17 protein-coding genes are annotated in these 16,746 nt (G+C 62.4%); 12 read left to right on the forward strand and 5 right to left on the reverse strand.

Annotated features, from left to right (window positions below; genetic code table 11):
• Positions 1-7: 7 nt before the first annotated feature.
• The 3 genes from PLZ73_00735 to PLZ73_00745 are packed head-to-tail and all read right to left on the reverse strand — an operon-like array spanning position 8 to position 3,089.
• Entirely contained in the window at positions 8-208 is a 201-nt protein-coding gene (locus tag PLZ73_00735) for a flagellar FlbD family protein (protein HOO76398.1), read from the reverse strand.
• 15 nt (positions 209-223) lie between these two features.
• Positions 224-2,308 carry a FliG C-terminal domain-containing protein gene (locus PLZ73_00740; GenBank protein HOO76399.1) on the reverse strand — a complete coding sequence of 695 codons (2,085 nt, stop codon included), beginning with the start codon at positions 2,306-2,308 and terminating at the stop codon, positions 224-226.
• A 4-nt stretch (positions 2,309-2,312) separates the two neighbouring features.
• Complete coding sequence (locus PLZ73_00745) at positions 2,313-3,089, reverse strand: hypothetical protein (GenBank protein ID HOO76400.1); 777 nt, start codon at positions 3,087-3,089, stop codon at positions 2,313-2,315.
• Positions 3,090-3,253: 164 nt separating this feature from the next.
• On the opposite strand from PLZ73_00745, the gene PLZ73_00750 reads away from it, so the two are divergent.
• The 5 genes from PLZ73_00750 (at position 3,254) to PLZ73_00770 (ending at position 8,167) form a co-directional block, all read left to right on the forward strand.
• Positions 3,254-4,285 (forward strand): hypothetical protein, encoded by a 1,032-nt coding sequence (locus PLZ73_00750; GenBank protein ID HOO76401.1) that lies wholly within the window; start codon positions 3,254-3,256, stop codon positions 4,283-4,285.
• 92 nt (positions 4,286-4,377) lie between these two features.
• On the forward strand, positions 4,378-5,793 hold the full coding sequence (locus PLZ73_00755) for a hypothetical protein (protein ID HOO76402.1): 1,416 nt from the start codon (positions 4,378-4,380) through the stop codon (positions 5,791-5,793).
• A 27-nt stretch (positions 5,794-5,820) separates the two neighbouring features.
• Positions 5,821-6,672, forward strand: coding sequence for a metallophosphoesterase (locus PLZ73_00760; GenBank protein ID HOO76403.1), 852 nt, complete (start codon positions 5,821-5,823; stop codon positions 6,670-6,672).
• Positions 6,669-7,523 carry an exosortase/archaeosortase family protein gene (locus PLZ73_00765; protein ID HOO76404.1) on the forward strand — a complete coding sequence of 285 codons (855 nt, stop codon included), beginning with the start codon at positions 6,669-6,671 and terminating at the stop codon, positions 7,521-7,523. The genes PLZ73_00760 and PLZ73_00765 overlap by 4 nt, the downstream gene beginning before the upstream one ends.
• Positions 7,520-8,167, forward strand: coding sequence for an EpsI family protein (locus PLZ73_00770; GenBank protein ID HOO76405.1), 648 nt, complete (start codon positions 7,520-7,522; stop codon positions 8,165-8,167). The genes PLZ73_00765 and PLZ73_00770 overlap by 4 nt, the downstream gene beginning before the upstream one ends.
• 9 nt (positions 8,168-8,176) lie before the next feature.
• Here PLZ73_00770 and PLZ73_00775 read toward each other — a convergent pair whose 3' ends face one another.
• Both PLZ73_00775 and PLZ73_00780 read right to left on the reverse strand, forming a co-directional pair.
• Positions 8,177-9,586, reverse strand: coding sequence for a sugar transferase (locus PLZ73_00775; GenBank protein ID HOO76406.1), 1,410 nt, complete (start codon positions 9,584-9,586; stop codon positions 8,177-8,179).
• A complete protein-coding gene (locus PLZ73_00780) occupies positions 9,579-10,421 on the reverse strand; it encodes a hypothetical protein (protein HOO76407.1) in 843 nt (280 codons plus the stop codon). Before PLZ73_00780 ends, PLZ73_00775 begins: the two co-directional genes overlap by 8 nt.
• 88 nt (positions 10,422-10,509) lie before the next feature.
• Here PLZ73_00780 and PLZ73_00785 point away from each other — a divergent pair, with 88 nt between their 5' ends.
• From PLZ73_00785 to PLZ73_00815, 7 genes are all read left to right on the forward strand, one after another.
• Positions 10,510-11,631: a glycosyltransferase family 2 protein gene (locus PLZ73_00785; GenBank protein ID HOO76408.1), complete on the forward strand. Its 1,122-nt coding sequence runs from the start codon at positions 10,510-10,512 to the stop codon at positions 11,629-11,631.
• An 84-nt stretch (positions 11,632-11,715) separates the two neighbouring features.
• Complete coding sequence (locus PLZ73_00790; protein ID HOO76409.1) at positions 11,716-12,798, forward strand: lysylphosphatidylglycerol synthase transmembrane domain-containing protein; 1,083 nt, start codon at positions 11,716-11,718, stop codon at positions 12,796-12,798.
• The gene (locus PLZ73_00795; GenBank protein HOO76410.1) at positions 12,795-13,526 is read left to right on the forward strand and encodes a sugar phosphate nucleotidyltransferase; all 732 of its coding nucleotides are present in this window, start codon (positions 12,795-12,797) and stop codon (positions 13,524-13,526) included. The genes PLZ73_00790 and PLZ73_00795 overlap by 4 nt, the downstream gene beginning before the upstream one ends.
• Before the next feature lie 17 nt (positions 13,527-13,543).
• Positions 13,544-14,551, forward strand: coding sequence for a dTDP-glucose 4,6-dehydratase (gene rfbB / locus PLZ73_00800; protein HOO76411.1), 1,008 nt, complete (start codon positions 13,544-13,546; stop codon positions 14,549-14,551).
• A complete protein-coding gene (gene rfbD / locus PLZ73_00805; GenBank protein HOO76412.1) occupies positions 14,538-15,437 on the forward strand; it encodes a dTDP-4-dehydrorhamnose reductase in 900 nt (299 codons plus the stop codon). Before rfbB ends, rfbD begins: the two co-directional genes overlap by 14 nt.
• Entirely contained in the window at positions 15,430-15,639 is a 210-nt protein-coding gene (locus tag PLZ73_00810; GenBank protein HOO76413.1) for a Trm112 family protein, read from the forward strand. The genes rfbD and PLZ73_00810 overlap by 8 nt, the downstream gene beginning before the upstream one ends.
• Positions 15,632-16,729: a Xaa-Pro peptidase family protein gene (locus PLZ73_00815; protein ID HOO76414.1), complete on the forward strand. Its 1,098-nt coding sequence runs from the start codon at positions 15,632-15,634 to the stop codon at positions 16,727-16,729. Before PLZ73_00810 ends, PLZ73_00815 begins: the two co-directional genes overlap by 8 nt.
• Positions 16,730-16,746: the final 17 nt, after the last annotated feature.

Below are 16,746 nucleotides of genomic sequence, written 5' to 3' on the forward strand. Positions count from 1 at the left end.
CCTGTTCCTATTCCTTGGGTTGCAGCGGTGCCGCGATCGAACGCTTGTAATCCTTCACTTTCCCGACGATTTCGTCCACGCTTTCACGGGCGATGAACTGCTCGCCGGTGGTCAGGGTGATGATCGTATCCGGCCGGCCTTCCACCCGTTCGATGAAATCGGCGTTGAGAACCATCTCCTGCCCGTTGAGCCTGGTCACCTTTATCATGAAATCCGGCCCCCGCTAAACCATCTCCTCCTGGAACCTGTGCACCGAAACCTGTCCCTCGCGTTCGAGCTTGCGGATGGTGGCGATGATCTCGTGCTGGGCCTCCATGGTCTTGCTGCTGAGCTGGCGGAGGATGTTCATGATCTCCTCCTGGGCTTCGTCGGCCCGCTTGCGGCTGATCGAACCCATCACTTCCAGATCCTCCTTGAGCATGGCCACCGCCCGCTCCGTCAGGCCGGCGAAAAACTTCTCCCGCACCTGCTCGGACGCCCCCCGCAGCGCCATCTTCAGGACGGTCCGGTCCACGGTCCGGAAGATATCCTCGATCACGTTCTGATCGACTTCCAGCATGGCTTCGTTGAACGGCAGTTCCTTTCCTTCGCGCTCGATCTCGACCCGGCGCACGGTTTGGGTGTCTTCTTCGAACATTTCCCGGGCCCGGTCGGTCATGTTGCGCAGGAACTTGGCTTTAACTTCGTCGGACGCATCGGAGAGCGAGTTGGCGATCATCTCCCGGGAGATGTTGTGGATAAGGGTTTCGATATCCTTGTCGTCCAGGGATGAGATGTCCTCGAAGAGGAACATGCGTTTGCGGACCTCCTCGGCCAGGGTGGTATTCCGTTTCTGCATGTTCTCCAGAATGATCTTGGCCACCGCGTACCGGCTGGAACTGAGGATGTCGGCCAGAACCCGGTAGCCCATGACCGGGATATAATCTTTCAGCATCTTGATCTGTTTGAGCTTGCGTTCCAGGAAAGCCTTGATCTCCCCGGCCATGTCCTCCCCCTCGGTCAGAGAACTCATGGCCTGGGCCACCTCCAGCTGTTTTTCCTCCTCCAGCTTGCTCAGGGCATCGGCGGCGTCCTTGGGATCGACTTGGGAGAGAACCGCGGCGGCCAGTTTCGGTTCCTCGTCCATGATCAGGAGGTGGACTTCGTCGGGCGGCAGGGAGCGCAGGTACTTGAAGGGCTCGTCGAGGAGCGAGGCGTCGGGGAGCTTCTCCAGTTGCTGGGACATCAGATCTTCGATGTTGCCCAGGACCTCGACCACCTCGGCGCCGAAGCCGACTCCGGCGGCTCCCGGCGCCGCCGGTCCGGCCGCCTGCGCCGCCGGGGCCGCGGCCGCCGGTGCTCCCGTTCCGGGAGTCCCGGTGCCGGTGCCGCCGCCGGCGACCAGCTTGCGCTGTTCGTCGAGCATGTCGGAGAGAGTGTCCCGGATTTCGGAGAGCAGGGCGTCCGCTTCCTGGGGCCCGCGGGTGAGGGCGTCGCGGATCTCCCCCAGCAGCTCGTCGAAATTGGTCCCCTGGCCGCTCCGGTCGAGGGCGTCTCGGATCTCTTCCAGTATTTCTCCGTAATCCCCGCCGCCGGCGGCAGCCACCACCTGGCGGATTTCCTCCAGTTCCTGGCGCCGCCGTTTCTTCTTGTCTTCCGGGCTTTCCTCGTGCCCGCTCCCCCCCGCTTCGCCGCCCGCCCCCTGGGCCCCGCCGATGATCGCCGTTTCCGCGCGTTTCTGTTTCCGCAGGGGCAGGAATATGGCGGCGATCAGGATGAGCAGGCCCGCGAGGGCGATGAGGGCGTAGAGGACGTAGTTCTGTTGGGCCGCCGAGGGAGGAAGCGCCACTTCGGGCCACGGTTCGGGGACGACGGCGACGGTGTCGCCGCGGGCTTCGTTGATCCCGGCCCAGCGCCGGACGGCCGGTTCGATGGCTTCGATCTGTTCCTGGGGCAGGTTTTCGTCGACCTCGACGGTGATGTGGAGGCTGGAGATGGTGGGGGAGAAGTTATTGGCCGCCTGAACCAGTTTCTTTTCCTGGGCGGCGTCGACCGTCTTTACCCCGGATATCCGGGAAAGCCCCTGTATCCTCTGCAGGTTGCCGTTACCGGTGGGATCGCTGAGGGTGACGTCGATGGATACGATCGTTCTTCCCGGCCCCACCAGGGTGTCGAGTTTGGGCTGTAGGTTGGCTTGGATGGCCGCTTCGGTCTGGGCTTCGGCGCTGCTCTGGGCCACTTGGGCCGCACCGGTCCCGGCCAGGAGGAGGAAGACGGTGGCCAGGACGGCGCTCGCTCTAACCGGTCCGCGGGAGAGGCTGCCGGGCATGGTCTTAATCCTCCGTAGGTTCGGTTCCGGCCGATCCGGCCGGTTCCGGGACCGCGGCGGGCCCCCCCACCGTCTCCAGCCCGGCGTAGCGGGGGACGATCAGCACCATTCCCGGGTAGATCAGGTCCGGTTCGAAGATCTGGTCGCGATTGGCGTGGTAGAGAAGGAGCCAACGGTAGGGGTTGCCGTAAACTTCCGGCTTGCCCGCGATGGTCCAGAGGCACTCGCCCTCGCCGACCAGGTAGGTGTCCATGCCCAGAAGCTGCGCGGAAACCGGTTCGCCCGCGGCGGTTACCGTGATCCGCGGACCGGTCTCGGAACCGCTCGCCTCGGCCTCGCTGAGCTGCAGCTCCGCCTGGCGGCGCTTGATTTCTTCGTCTTCGGCCTTGATCGTCAATTCCTCGACCTGGTTTCTCAAGGCCTCGACTTCTTTTTTCAGGGCGTCGGCGGCGGCTTGTTCGTCCCGCAGGGCCTGGAGAAGCTCTTCCTCGCTGGGGGCGGGAGACTCCGCGGTTCTTCGAGACCCGGCTTCGGGGTAGTAGCGTTCGAGGTCGCGCATCCGGGGGTTGCGGAAGATGAACCCCTCGTTGCCCCAGAGGACGTCGTCGGGTCCCCCGATGGTCAGCGGCCGGGGGCTGAACGGGTAGTCCATGGGGCGGAAGGTGCGGCCGCCCGGTTTCCAGACGCTCTCCAGGTCGTAACGGTCCGCGATTTCGGCCGTGTCCGCAAGGAGGTTTCCCGCCGCCCCCGCGGCCAGAATGAAGATGAACAGTCGCTTCATCAAGGGCTCCTTAGATTGAAGTAATTGCTGAAATCAATTTATAGCAACTGCCGCTTTGAATTGTCAACTCGAAGCGTCGGGCGCAGCCTTGGATTGACGGCGACCGCTTCGCTCTGCTAGTCTCCTTCAAAACAACACCGAACTCTAACCTATTTGGCGGACGGATGGAAAGAAAAAGGCTGGCAAATCGCCTGCTCACCGGGATTTGGATTTTCCTGTTCCTCCTGGTGGTGGGACTTTTTTTGGGGAGCCGGTTGACGGAGGTGAAGGGGTGGCTGCGGGGTTTGGTCCGCGAGCCGCAAGCCGTCATGAACTCCTTCCAGCCCCGTTCGATGGCGGGTTTCCGATGTTCCTTCGAGCAGCCCGGGGATACCGGGATCTGGGTCACCCACCAGACGGCGCTGGCGGTGACCGACCTGGATCTGCCCGGCGCCCGGCACTGGGCCCGGGTCACGTATTACCCCGGCACCGCTCCGGGGCTTCTCTGGACCGACGAATCCATGGGCGTGATGGATTGGCGGGGGGTGAAGGCGTTGGAATTCGACGCTTATAACCCCAACGGGTGGCCCGTGGATTTGAAGATTAAAATCAAGGACCAGTCCGGGAACTCCTTCCAAAGAGCCCAGAAACTGGCGCCGGGCCGAACTACTTCGATATCAGTACCGCTGTCGGCTGCATCCGGCCAACTCAACCTGGGGCGAGTCAGCTATCTGAATCTTTTCTTGTGGGGCCCGGGAAGCGAAACGGTTCTCTTCTTTTCCAATTTCAGCCTCCCCGGGGTCGGCGAGACCCCACCGGCTTCGAACCGGCAGCCGGGGCTTAAATTTCTTGGGTTGGAATTTCCCCGGATTCTCCGCCGGGGGGAGATAGTTGAGGCTTCTTTCTTCTTCATGCCGGAGGCGGCGTTGCCGGAGGGCTGCCTGCTCTTGGTCCGTCTCAAGAATCGAGCCGGCATCACTCCCTTGGGCGAGGTTTCCCCGCCGCTGCCCACCTCGGCCTGGGCGCCGGGGCGGATGGCCCGGGTCGGTCCGTTCCCCCTGGAAATCCCGATGACCGCCTCCCCCGGCTTGTACGAACTGGAAGCGGTCATGGCCCGTCCCTTGGGGGAGAGCGGGGAAGGGGGGGTTGTTTTTCTGCCCTACGCCAACGCCGACCTGCCCGGGCATTCGGTGGCCGAGGTGGAAGTGATCGAGTGAGATTTCGAAACGACAAGCAGCGACTGTAACCGGAGAAAGTGGAGATGCATAAAAAATTGATGGGTTTAGCGATCTTCCTGGTATTGACTGGGATGGGTAGGAGCGAAACCGTGCTCAGGGAAGGCCCCGCCCGGCTGAAATTCATCAGTTTTTCCCTGCAGACCGAGATTCCCCAGGGGACGTTCGTCAAGGCCAGCGCTTTTTTCCAGCTTACGGCTCCGGTCGACGGCGACGAGAAGGTGTTTTTCCATCTGGCTCCGGCCGGCCAGAAAAACCCGGTTCTCAACGCCGATTTCTATCCCAAATATCCCACTTCGCTTTGGGCGGTGGGCCAGACGGTGGAAGCCGGCCCGATCGGCCTGACCGTTCCCGGCACGATCGCCCCCGGAGAGTACGATCTCAGGACCGGGTTGATGGAGATCGACCGCACCGGGCAGGAAACCCGGTATATCCGGGAAAAGTTCACCAATCCCGAGATCAAGGATTTCACGGTGGGTCGGGTGCGGGTGGTTCCTCCGGCCGACGGAGCCGGGGGAGGGCCGGGGGAAGGGGAGCAGGCTCCCGTCGCCGACCTGGACATAGTCAGTTTCGAGAAAGACAACGACGTCCTCCTCTGGCAACCGGTGGGGGCGCGGGTCGAGCGCTACGACCTCGACGAGCTCCCGGTGGCCGCGGTCGCCATCGTCCCCGATCCGTCGGTCCCTTATCCGGGGGTGGAGTTGAACAATTTTTTCCAGATATTCCCCCAATATGCCGACTGGTCGCTGTACGACGCTCTCCAGGTAGGTTTGTCGGTCCCCGGCCAATCTCCCCTGCGCAGGTTGTTCATACAGATCAGCGACGCTCAAGGACGGATGTATAAAAAGGAAGTCCGGTTGAAACCGGGGGAGTCGGCTCAGGAACTGCTGGATATGGTGACGCTGGGGGGGGTAATCAATATCTCCCGGATAGCGCGGGTGAAAATCTTTTCGGTCGCCCTCGACCGGGAAGCCACCTTTTACGTCACCGGGTTGCGGCTGCTGGCGCGGGGGATGCCGACCAGCGAGCCCACGGTCGAGTTCGTGCGCCTGGAATGCCCGGCCAGCGTCAAGCGGGGGGAAGTCTTCTTCGTCAAGGTGTTCTTTTCCCTGAAGGCTCCGGTCTTCGCCCCCTGCAAGCTGTTCGTCCATATCTACCGGGAAAACGACCTCCAGGGAGCGGTGAACGGGGACAACAATCTGGTGGTCCCGGTACGGCAGTGGCCGCTGAAGCAGGAAGTGGGCGCGTTGTCGTCGCCGGTGATGATCCGCCCCGACGCCCCTCCCGGGCGATATCTGGTCCGGGCCGGTCTCTATACCCCCATCCAAAGCGACGGGGTCGGGTATATCAAGACCGCGACCTGGGACGACGGCCGGGGGCAGGAGGTCGTCAACATCGAGCAGCCGGTGGTCGGGGAAGATTATATCAAGCAGCCCTATACCGATCCCAAGATCGAGGATTGGGTGGTGGGCTCGATCCAGGTCGAATAAGCCCGGGGTTGCTATCTCCCCGATCAGATGAGCAGAGTCCGCAGCAGGTTGGCCGTCCTGGGCGTGGTCGGTCTGGCCGGCCTATGCGCCGTGGCCGGTTTTCTTTTGTTCGACGCCCTGGTCGTCGAACCCAACTGGATCACCGTGCGGCGCGTGCGCATCGAAAACCCGGACCTGGCCGCCGCCCTGGAGGGGGTCCGGGTCGCCCAGATCTCCGACCTCCACCTGCGGGGGAGCTTGGGGTTCCGGGAACGGTCCCTGATCGCCCGCTTGAACCGGTTGCGCCCCGATCTGATCCTCATTACCGGAGATCTGGTCGAAGGACCGGGGCAGGGCCGCTTGGCCGTGGAATTCATCCGCCAACTCAAGCCCGGGCTCTGGTCCTACGGAGTTCTGGGTAACGCCGACCGCAACGCCTTTTCCGTATCCCAGCGGAATGCCCTGCGCCGGGCCGGCCTGGAGATGATCGGGGAAAGGGCGTTGCGGATGCAGCCGGGAGCGGCTCCGGCCGAATTTTATCTGGCCGGGATCGATTTCCCCGGCTACGGGCAACCGGTGCCCGCCGACCGGATCCGGGAAATCGTCTCCGGGGTGCCTCCGGGAAAACCCATAATTTTTCTGGCTTATTCCCCCGACGCGGCGGAAGCGCTGGCGGATGAAGGCGTGGACCTGGTGCTTTCCGGGGATTCCCACGGCGGGCAGGTCGGCCTTCCCGGTTGGGGGAGTCTGTTCGAGGAGTTCGGGAGGTCGCGGTTCGTCCGGGGTCTCTACCGGTTGAAAAACACCGTTCTCTACGTCAATCGGGGGATCGCCACCAAGACGGTGCCGATCCGCTTTCTCTGCCCCCCCGAAATCACCCTCTTCGAGTTTACCCGATGAAAGCCGTTCTTGTCGGGCCGCGGAAATTGCTGGGATGGATCGCCCCTTTCCTGCCCCTGCTGGTACTGGCGTGGCCGGCCTGGCGGGCGCTGACCTGGATGAACCGCCGGTTCTTCGAACAGGAATCCTACTACTCTCACGGCTGGCTGATTCCGGCCGCCATCGCCTGGCTCATCTATCTGCGCCGCTCCCGGATCGCCGCCGTGGGCCGGCAGGCCTCTTTTTTCGGGGCCTTCGCGTATGGGTTGGGGGTGTCGATCGCGGCCTCGGGCATCGTCATCGATATCCGATTTCTCGTCGCCTGGGGGCTGGTTCTGGCCGGGATCGGGTGGTACTGGTCGTGGGCAGGTGCCGCCCGGGCCCGGATCGCCCTTCCTCCTCTCCTCCTGCTCCTGGGCATGATCCCCCTCCCCGGAGTCTGGCTGTTGGCGTTGACCGCTCACCTCAAATCCTTAGCCGCCGCCGGGGGGGTTGTCGTCGCCGGATTGTTGGGGGTGCAAGCGGTGTTGGATGGTTCCACCGTGATCGTCGCCGGTGCCCCTCCCGGGCCGAGCCTGGTGATCGGCGACCCCTGCAGCGGGCTGCGCTCGCTCTTGGTTTTTGCCTCCCTGGGCTTGTTTTTCGCTCTTCAGGAAGAATCCGGACCGCTGCGCAAGGTTCTCCTGGCGGGGCTGGCGTTGTCGATGGCGCCGCTCAGCAATCTTCTGCGGGTGGTGTTTCTGATAGTGGTCCGCCGGGTGATCGGGCCGGTGGCTCTCGAAGGTCCGATCCATCTCCTGGCCGGCGCCGGGGCTTTCGGGTTCTGCTTTTTTCTCTATCTGCTTGCGGTCGGGAGATGGTTCCGCCGATGAAAAAACGGGGTGTGATCGTCGTCGTCGAAACCGTTGCGGCCGTTTTGATCCTGGGGTTGGCGGCGACGATTTCGAACCGGCGTCACGAGCCGGGCTCGTATCCGGTCATCGATCTCGAGAAGATTCCGCTGGAAATCTCCGGCTGGAAGGGAAAGCGCGTTTCCCTGGGGCCCGACCATCCCGCCCGGGTCGGAGGAGTCGCCGCGGTGTATATCAGCTATCTCAAGGGGGACAGACATCTCGATCTCTACGTGGTGGAGGGCGCCCCCGGGACGTTTTCGCTCCACCCTCCCGAATATTGCCTGATCGGCGGGGCCAGCGACGAGACCGCGCGGTCGCGGATCGGCGTTCCTTACGGGGAGGGGAAGGAGATCGAGGTCAACCGCTTCGAGGCCGAAAGGATGCGGCGCCGGAGCCTGGTGTATTACTGGTACGCGGACGGTAACGGTTTTACTCCGGATTATCTTCTTCCCCAGGTGGCCAACCTGGCGAAGCGCCTGGCGGGGCGAGAGCGAGCCTTCTGCCTGGTCCGGCTTTCCTGGGACGGCGACGACGGGCTCGACTACGCGGAAGAATCCTTCCGGCTCTTTATCCGGGAAGCGCTGCCCGCGATCGCTCCGATCTTCTCCGGCGGCGGGAAATGACCGTCGGGCTTACCTCGAGCCGCTGCCGCGGAGCACGACCGAGACGGTGCGGAAAATGATAAGAAAATCCAGAGCGGGCGACATGTTCTCGATGTAGAAGATGTCGTAGAGCAGCTTCTGGCGGTGTTCCTCCGGGGTGGACGCGTAGCCGTGGACGATTTGCGCCCACCCGGTCAGGCCCGGTTTTACCGCCAGCCGCTCGGCGTAAAAGGGGATCTCTTCCATCAGCTGCCGGATGAATACGGGCCTTTCCGGCCTCGGCCCCACCAGGCTCATATCGTTGATCAGGACATTGTAAAGCTGCGGAAGCTCGTCGAGCCGAAACCGCCGCAGGAAGCCGCCGAACCGGGTGATGCGGGGATCGTCGTCGGCGGCGAAGGCGGCCCCCGCTGCTTCGCTCCCCGGGATCATGGTTCGGAACTTATAGAGAGTGAATATCTTCCCATGCAGGCCGGCCCGGACCTGCCGGTAGATCACCGGCCCCGGGGAGGTCAGTTTGATCAGGACGGCGGCGCCCAGCATGAAGGGAAAAGAGACGATCAGGCCGGCCACGGCCCCGAAGGTGTCGATCAACCGTTTGAGGTCGGGGTACCAGGCCACTTTCTGATGGGCGGTGGGGCTGATGAGGGGGATGTCCTCGGTCGGACTTCCGGCCATGGTGCCGATGGTGGCCTCGTAGAGACCGGGAACGATCCGGAAGATCACGTCGGTTCCGGAGAATTCGTTGATGACCGCCAGGATCTCCTGCCGGGTAATGAGGGGCGAGGCGATGACGACTTCGTCGATGGCCTTCTCCTTGACCAGGGCGGAAATATCGGATATCCCTCCCAACACCTGTCCGGCGATCGCGGGATCGCTGCGGGCCGAGGAGGGGTTGATGAAACCCACCAGCTTCCGGGTGATGGCCGCTTCCCTCACCAGGCGGGTGGCGATCCGTTGCGCTTCGCGGCAGGTTCCGATGATCAGCACCTGGGAGACGAAATAGTTTTTTTTAAGTATCCAGTTGATGATCCGCTTGGTCGCCAGCCTCCAGAAAACGATCAGGGGAATGGTCAGCGCCCAGGAGATGAGGATCACGGAACGCGGGTAGGCGAAAGACCGGGCCATGAAAGCGACGACGATGATGATGCCCGTGCTGACGGTGGTGGCCTTGACGGTGCTGAGGACGATGTCGTACGTCGATTTGTATTTGGGCTTGTTGTAGAGCCCGTAGATGTAGAAACACAGGAGTCTCAGGACGATGATGGGGAGGACCAGGCCCAGCCACGCGATCCGGTTGACCCGCGGGAGCGGACCGTATTCGAAGCCGAAGCGGATGAAAAAGGCGGCCAGATCGGCGGAGAAGATCAAGCAGGCGTCGACCAGGAGCGAGATCGAGACCAGGAAAGTTTTCGAAGGGAAGCGCCGCTTGTCAGCCATCAAGGATGACCTTGAAATTTTTCCGCACCTTCCGGGTGGTTTGAGAGGTTTCGATGTCGGCCACCGTCATCCGGTCCAGCACCCGTCGGGCCACGACTTCACCGACCACGTCGCCGTGGTCCACGATCCGGAAACGGTCGCCGGGCTTGATCCCGTCTTCCCTGCCCAGGCTGATGACGATGAAATCGTATTCGCCGTTGACGGCGAGAACGGCTCCCACCACCCCGGAACCGCTCGGCTCCTGTTGGGTAACCAGCATCTGGGGCATTTCGATCGAGCCGGAACGGGACGTCTGGGCCAGTTTCTCTTTGAGCGACTCGCGTTCCTGCATCAGGCGCTCGATCTTGGAAAAAAGCACCTTCTGCCCCTCGCGCTCCTCGTCCAGCTTCGTCCGCGCCTCGGCCAGGGCGGCTTTTTCCTCGGCCAGTCGATCCGCCAGATCGCGGTTCCTGGCTTCGCTGGCTTCGAGTTGGCCGCTCAGACGCAGGTTTTCGGCGCGAACCCCGCTCAGGTCGGTCTCCAGGCGGCCGTGAGAGGTCTGAATGTTTTGAAGTTCGACCTCGACGGCGGCCAGCCGGGACTGCTGGGCGGAGATTTCGCCGGCCTGTTCCTGGGCCCGCAGTTCGGCGGATTCCCGCAGCTGGGTCTGTTCGAGCAGATCGGCCCCCTGTTTTTTATACCGGGCAAGGAGAAAGATGACGGCTACCGCCAGAAGCCCGATAATGGCCGAAACAACGATTTTCTGGAAAAAACTTCCGCCGTCGGTTCCGCCTGAGGCCGGCGCCGGATCGGTATCGGAACTGAGCCGGTCGTGAGCTGAAACGTCGTTGGGCATGAAAACCTCCTTGATGCCGAAATTGACAATAATGTAGAAATTAAACTTTACGCTGTCAAACGGTTTCCCGAAGGGCGAGGCGGATGAAGTGACGGCCGTCATATTGTTTTTAGGATTCTGGGTCGTGTACACCTATGCCGGGTATTTCCTGGTCCTGCTTCTCTGGGGGCGGCTGAAGAAGCGTCGCCTCCACCCGGGTTCCCCCCCGGCCGAACTTCCCTCGGCGGTTCTCGTCATTCCGGTTCATAACGAGGCCCGGCACCTGGAGAGGAAGCTGGAAAACGCGCTTTCTCTGGAATATCCCCGGGACAGACTCGAAGTGGTGGCAGTGGACGACGGAAGCACCGACGGCAGCTCGGCGATTATCGAACGCTACCGCGAACGCGGGGTGAGGCTGATCGCCCTCGAGGCCAACCGGGGAAAAATAACCGCGCTCAACCGCGCGATCCCCCTGACCGGCGGCGCGATCATCGTTTTCACCGACGCCACCGCCGAATTCGCCCCCGACGCCCTCGGAAAACTGGCGGAAGCCTTCGCCGATCCCGACATCGGCGCCGTTTCGGGTCAGCTGGTTCTGAGGGAGGAGACGCCGCAGGCTTCCGGCACGGTCCGGGTAGATGCGTATTGGAAACTGGAAAAGGCGATCAGGAAGGCGGAATCGAAGATCCATTCGGTGATCGGAGCCACCGGCGCGATCTGGGCGCTGCGCCGGGAATTTTACCGGGCACTCCCTTCCGACACCATTCTCGACGACGTGGCGCTTCCGCTGCAGGCGGTGAGGGCGGGGCGGAGACTGCTGTTCGCGGAAGAGGCCGTCGCCTACGAGATGGAAGCCGCGGCTTCGGGGAAGGAGTTTCGGCGGAAAGTAAGGACCCTGGCCGGCAATTATCAGCTCTTCAGGCGCGAACCCTGGATATTCAACCCCGCCCAGGGGATCGCTTTCCAAGTCGTCTCCCACAAATTGCTGCGACTGCTGGCGCCGTTCGCGCTCGCCGGTATCTACGTCCTCTCCTGGGTCGCCGGCTTCCGGGCGCTGGCTTTGGCTCAGACGGTTTTTTACCTGGCCGCCCTGGAAGGCTGGCGGCTCACCTCCCGCCACCGTCGTTGCCCGCCGTATTTTTCCCTTCCCTTCACCTTTTGTCTTCTCAACTGCGCCGCCCTGGGGGCGTTTATCATGTATTTCTTTGCCCCCCGGCGTCTGCGTTGGTGAGCCGTCGCCCTTCACGGGTATTTTGAGGTTGAAGACGGTCCCGGAACACTCGATACTCTGTACTTTACCGCCAGGAGGATTCGGGTGAAAGACGGTTACGAAATCGAAGGCAAGGGAAGCTGGAAAAAACGGCTGTTTCTATTCGCCCGCCTCGCGGTCAGTTTCGGGCTGATCGGCTATATCGTTTATCAAATCGCATCCCGGCAGGACATCTCGGCGTTCCCGGTTTATTACGAGAAGGCCGACTGGTTGTGGCTGGGGGCAGCGGTTCTGTCGGTCATCCTCCTGCTCAGCGGGGGGGCTCTCCGATGGGGGTTGCTGCTGCGCGCTCAGGGCGTGCGCCTGAGCAAGGGCAGCATCTTCATGTATTTCATGATCGGAATGTTCTTCAACAACTTCCTGCCCAGTACCGTCGGCGGGGACGCCATCAAGATCTACTACCTTCACCGGTTCGCCGGAAAGGGAAAGGAGGCTTTCGTCTCGGTACTCCTCGACCGGCTTCTGGGAATCGCCGGGCTTTGTATCGTGGCGGTCGTATCTTTGGCTCTCGGGTGGAGGATCATCCTCGGCAATCCCCACATCGCCGTCTATGCCTGGATGATCTTCGGCGTCGTGGGGGGACTGACCGTCTTCCTGGGCGCGTTTTTCCTGGTGATTTTCAACGACCGGATCATGGGGCTGGTCTTTCGGCTCATTCCGGTGGCGGGGCTGAAGACGAAAATACGCGGCATTCACGACTCGGTGCTGCTCTATCGCGGGCAGTTCCCCGTTTTATTCAAGGCGCTGGCGGTATCGGTGGCGATCTGGGTTTTCATAGTTTTATCCTGCTGGATGATCTATCGGGCCTTTTATTCGCCCGCGGTACCTCCGTCGGAAGGGACCATGGGCCACATATCCATCGGGTATTTCTACCTGTTTCTCCCCACCATCGCCGCCATCATGTCCGTTCCCATCTCGTTCGGAGGGGTCGGGACCCGGGAGGCGTTTTTCATACTCTTCTTCGGGAGCCTTCCCGGCATCGGGGAACTGGGGGCCCTGATGATCTCTCTCAACTACTACCTTGCTTTTCTTCTGGCTTCCTCGATCGGGGGCTTCGTATACATCGCTAAGGATCAACTGCGATTCCACCGGGAATTGCCGCAACCTTCGCAGGAGAACGGACCATGAAGGGAGTGATACTGGCCGGAGGCCTGGGGACCAGGCTCTATCCGCTGACCAAGATAACCAACAAGCACCTGTTGCCGATTTACGACAAACCCATGATCTATTACCCCATCCAGACGCTGGTCAACGCGGGCATCGAAGACATCATGGTGGTCACCGGCGGGAACAACGCCGGGGATTTTCTCCGCCTGCTGGGCAACGGCAAGGAGTTCGGGCTCAAATGGCTGCGGTACGCCTACCAGGAGGGGGAGGGCGGAATCGCGGAAGCGCTTTCGCTGGCCGAGCATTTCGCGGACGGGGACAGGATTCTGGTGATGCTGGGAGACAATGTCATAGAAAAAAACATCACCGTTCACGTCGGCGATTTTCTCGAGCAACCTTCCGGGGCCAAGATCCTCCTCAAGGAAGTGGATAATCCGCGCGACTACGGGGTGGCGGTGATAGAGGGGGAGCAGGTGCGGACGATTATCGAAAAACCGAAGGATCCTCCGACCAACCTGGCGGTCATCGGCATCTACATGTATGACGGAAAGGTCTTCGACTATATCCGGAATATCGAGCCGTCGGGCCGGGGGGAGCTGGAGATCACCGACGTCAACAACCTCTATATCGCGGCCGGCCAGATGAGCTACGGGATACTGGACGGGTGGTGGGCCGACGCCGGCTCGTCGATAGAAAACCTCTCCCGGGTCAGCCGAATGGTATATGATGGCGGCGCCAACAAGATATGAAAGGAACCCGCGCTAAGATGAGCAGGAAGGTATTGGTCACCGGGGGGGCCGGCTTCATCGGCTCCAATTTCATCCACTACTGGCTGGAAACCCATCCCGAGGACGAGATCGTCAACCTCGACAAACTGACGTACGCGGGAAACCCCGACAACCTCAAGGATATCGCCGACGACCCGCGCTATCGTTTCGTCAAAGGAGACATCGCCGACGCCGATACGGTCGGGCATCTCTTCGCGGAGGGGATCGATCTGGCGGTTAACTTCGCCGCGGAAACCCACGTGGACAGATCGATCGGCGACCCGGACGACTTCATCCGGACCGACATCTACGGCACCTATGTTCTGTTGGAGGCGGCCAAGCAGAGGGGCGTGGGCAGATTCGTGCAGATTTCGACCGACGAAGTCTACGGCAGTATCGAGAAGGGCTTCAGCGTGGAGACGGACCCGTTGATGCCCCGTAACCCCTACGCGGCGAGCAAGGCCGGCGCCGACCGTCTGGCTTATTCGTATTTTGCCACCTACGGAGTCCCGGTGGTGATCACCAGGGCTTCGAACAACTTCGGCCCGTACCAATATCCCGAGAAGATGATTCCCCTCTTCGTCACCAACCTGCTCGACGGTCTTCAGGTTCCGCTCTACGGGGACGGGCTCAATGTCCGCGATTGGCTCTACGTCCGGGACCACTGCAGCGCCATCGATGTGGTCGCGGCCCGGGGGACTCCGGGAGAAGTCTACAATATCGGGGGCGGGAACCTCCTGACCAACAAGGAGCTGACGTTCCTCATGCTCGAATTTCTGGGGGCTTCGGAGTCGATGATCCGGCACGTCAAGGACCGCGAAGGCCACGATCGGCGTTATGCCCTCGACTCGTCCCGCCTCAATGCCCTGGGGTGGAGCCCCGCCGCCGAGTTCGATAAGGAGATGAAAGCGACCGTCGCCTGGTATCGGGACAACCGCTGGTGGTGGGAAAAGATCAAGAGCGGCGAGTTCAGGGAATATTACCGCAGGCAGTATGCCCACCGTTGAGGCGAACAATATCCTGGTGGTGGGAGCGGGAGGGATGTTGGGGGGGATGCTCCTGAAGGTCCTGGCCCGGAGCCGGAAGACGGCCGGGGTGGATATCGGCGAATGCGATATCACTTCCCCCGAGGCCGTGGCCCGCAACCTGGATATTTACCGGCCGGCCTGGGTCGTCAACGCGGCCGCTTATACCGACGTCGACGGATGCGAAGCCGATCCGGAGCTGGCCGCCCGGGTCAATGGAACCGCTCCGGGAATCCTGGCCCTGGCCTGTCGGGAGCGCGGTGTCGGGCTCGTTCATATCAGCACCGACTTCGTTTTCGACGGCCGGGGAAACCGTCCTTATCGGGAGGGCGATCCGCCGGCGCCGATCAATGAATACGGACGAAGCAAGCTGGCCGGAGAGACCGCGGTAGAGACCGCCGGGGGCGAATGGATCGTCGTTCGGACGTCATGGCTTTTCGGACCCGGCGGGAAAAATTTTCCGGCCACGATCTGGGGCGCCGCCTGCTCCCGTTCCGAACTCGCCGTTGTCTCCGATCAAGTCGGTTCGCCCACCTCGACAACGGATCTTTCCGAAGCGGTGGCGGCCCTGGTCGACGGGGAAGGGAGGGGAGTATACCATTTCTGCGGACTCGGGGAGTGTTCGTGGTACGAATACGCCCGCTATCTGCTCGACCTGGCGGGATCGGAGACCCGGGTCCTGCCCATTTCCAGCGCGGACTCCGGGCGCCCGGCGGTCCGGCCGGCCTATTCGGTCATGGACTGCGGGAAGTACAGCGCCCTCACCGGAAAGAAGATCCGGACATGGCAGGAGATGGTGAAAGACTACTGGCTCCGGGAGCTTGGCCCGGAGTCGGGTGTTAAACGGAAGGGAGGCACCGATGCTTGACGAGAAACTGTTGGCTATTTTGGTCTGTCCGGCGTGTAAATCGCCCTTGCGCTACGACTCCGGACAGGAACGGCTGTACTGTCTGGATCGCGACCGGGAAACCCGAGAGTTCCGCCGGGGGGAACGCTGCGGGCTGATCTACCCGGTACGGGACGGAATCCCGGTCATGCTCATCGACGAGGCCGAGGCTCCCGTTGACTGAATCTTCCTCCCTTCTCCCGAAACGTCTCGCATCGATCCGGAGCAAACTGTCCCTGGTCAAGGGGGAGTACTTTCTGGTCGCCGCCCTCGGCAATGTCGCCTACCTCTCCGGCTTCAGCGGGGATGCGGCATGGCTGCTGGTGGGGAGGAGAAAAGCCTGGCTGTTGACCGATCCCCGTTTTTCCGAAGAGGCGGGGGAAGATCTGGCGCCGGGAATAGGCCGCTTCGGAACCAGGGCGGGGGTCGACGATCTGGCCGCGCTCCTGAAGGATGTCCGGGCCCGTAAGCTCCTGGTGGAGGACACGGTCTCCTGCCGGGTCCAGCGGCAGCTTCTCGCGCGTTTACCGGGGTTGAATGTGGACTTTATCCCCGGATCAGTCGAGGAACTCCGTTCCCGTAAGGATTCCGGAGAGCTGTCCAAGATCCGCGCCGCCGCGGCCCTGACGGACCGGGCTTTCCTGCGGCTGGTCTCAGCGGCCGTTCCGGCGGTCACCGACCACCGCCTGCAGGCGGCGGTCTGCGCCGAGATTTTCGAAGGAGGCGGAAGTCCCGCCTTCGAGCCGATTATGGCGGTGGGAGAGAATTCTTCGCGCCCTCATGCGCGGGCCCGGGGTTTGAGCCTGGGGCCCGGGACCATCCTCCTCTGCGACTTGGGGGCGCGTCTAGATGGATACTGCGCGGACCTGAGCCGAACGTTTTGCCTGGGGCCGCCCCCGCCGCGGTTTGAGGAGGTCCACCAGGCGGTCGCCGACGCGCAACGGACGGCCATCGACCGGCTGCGGCCCGGTCTCACGGGACATGAGGTCGACGCCGCCGCGCGCGGGCTGCTGGCCGAACGCGGCCTGGGGGACTATTTCGGGCATGGCTTGGGGCACGGCGTCGGCCTCGACATCCATGAACTGCCCCGCCTGGGTCCGGGTTCGGCCGACGTCGTAGAGGAAGGGATGGTCGTGACCGTGGAGCCCGGGGTGTATATCCCGGGGTGGGGGGGAGTCAGAATTGAAGACACGGTCCTGGTGACGGGAACGGGGGTGGAGGTCCTGACCCTTTCGGGCCAGCACCCGCCGCGTTCCGTTTCGGACCGCCGGTGAAATTTTCGTGTTCACCC

It is taken from the genome of bacterium (genome assembly GCA_035380285.1).
Classification (GTDB): Bacteria; Auribacterota; Erginobacteria; order Erginobacterales; family DAOSXE01; genus DAOSXE01.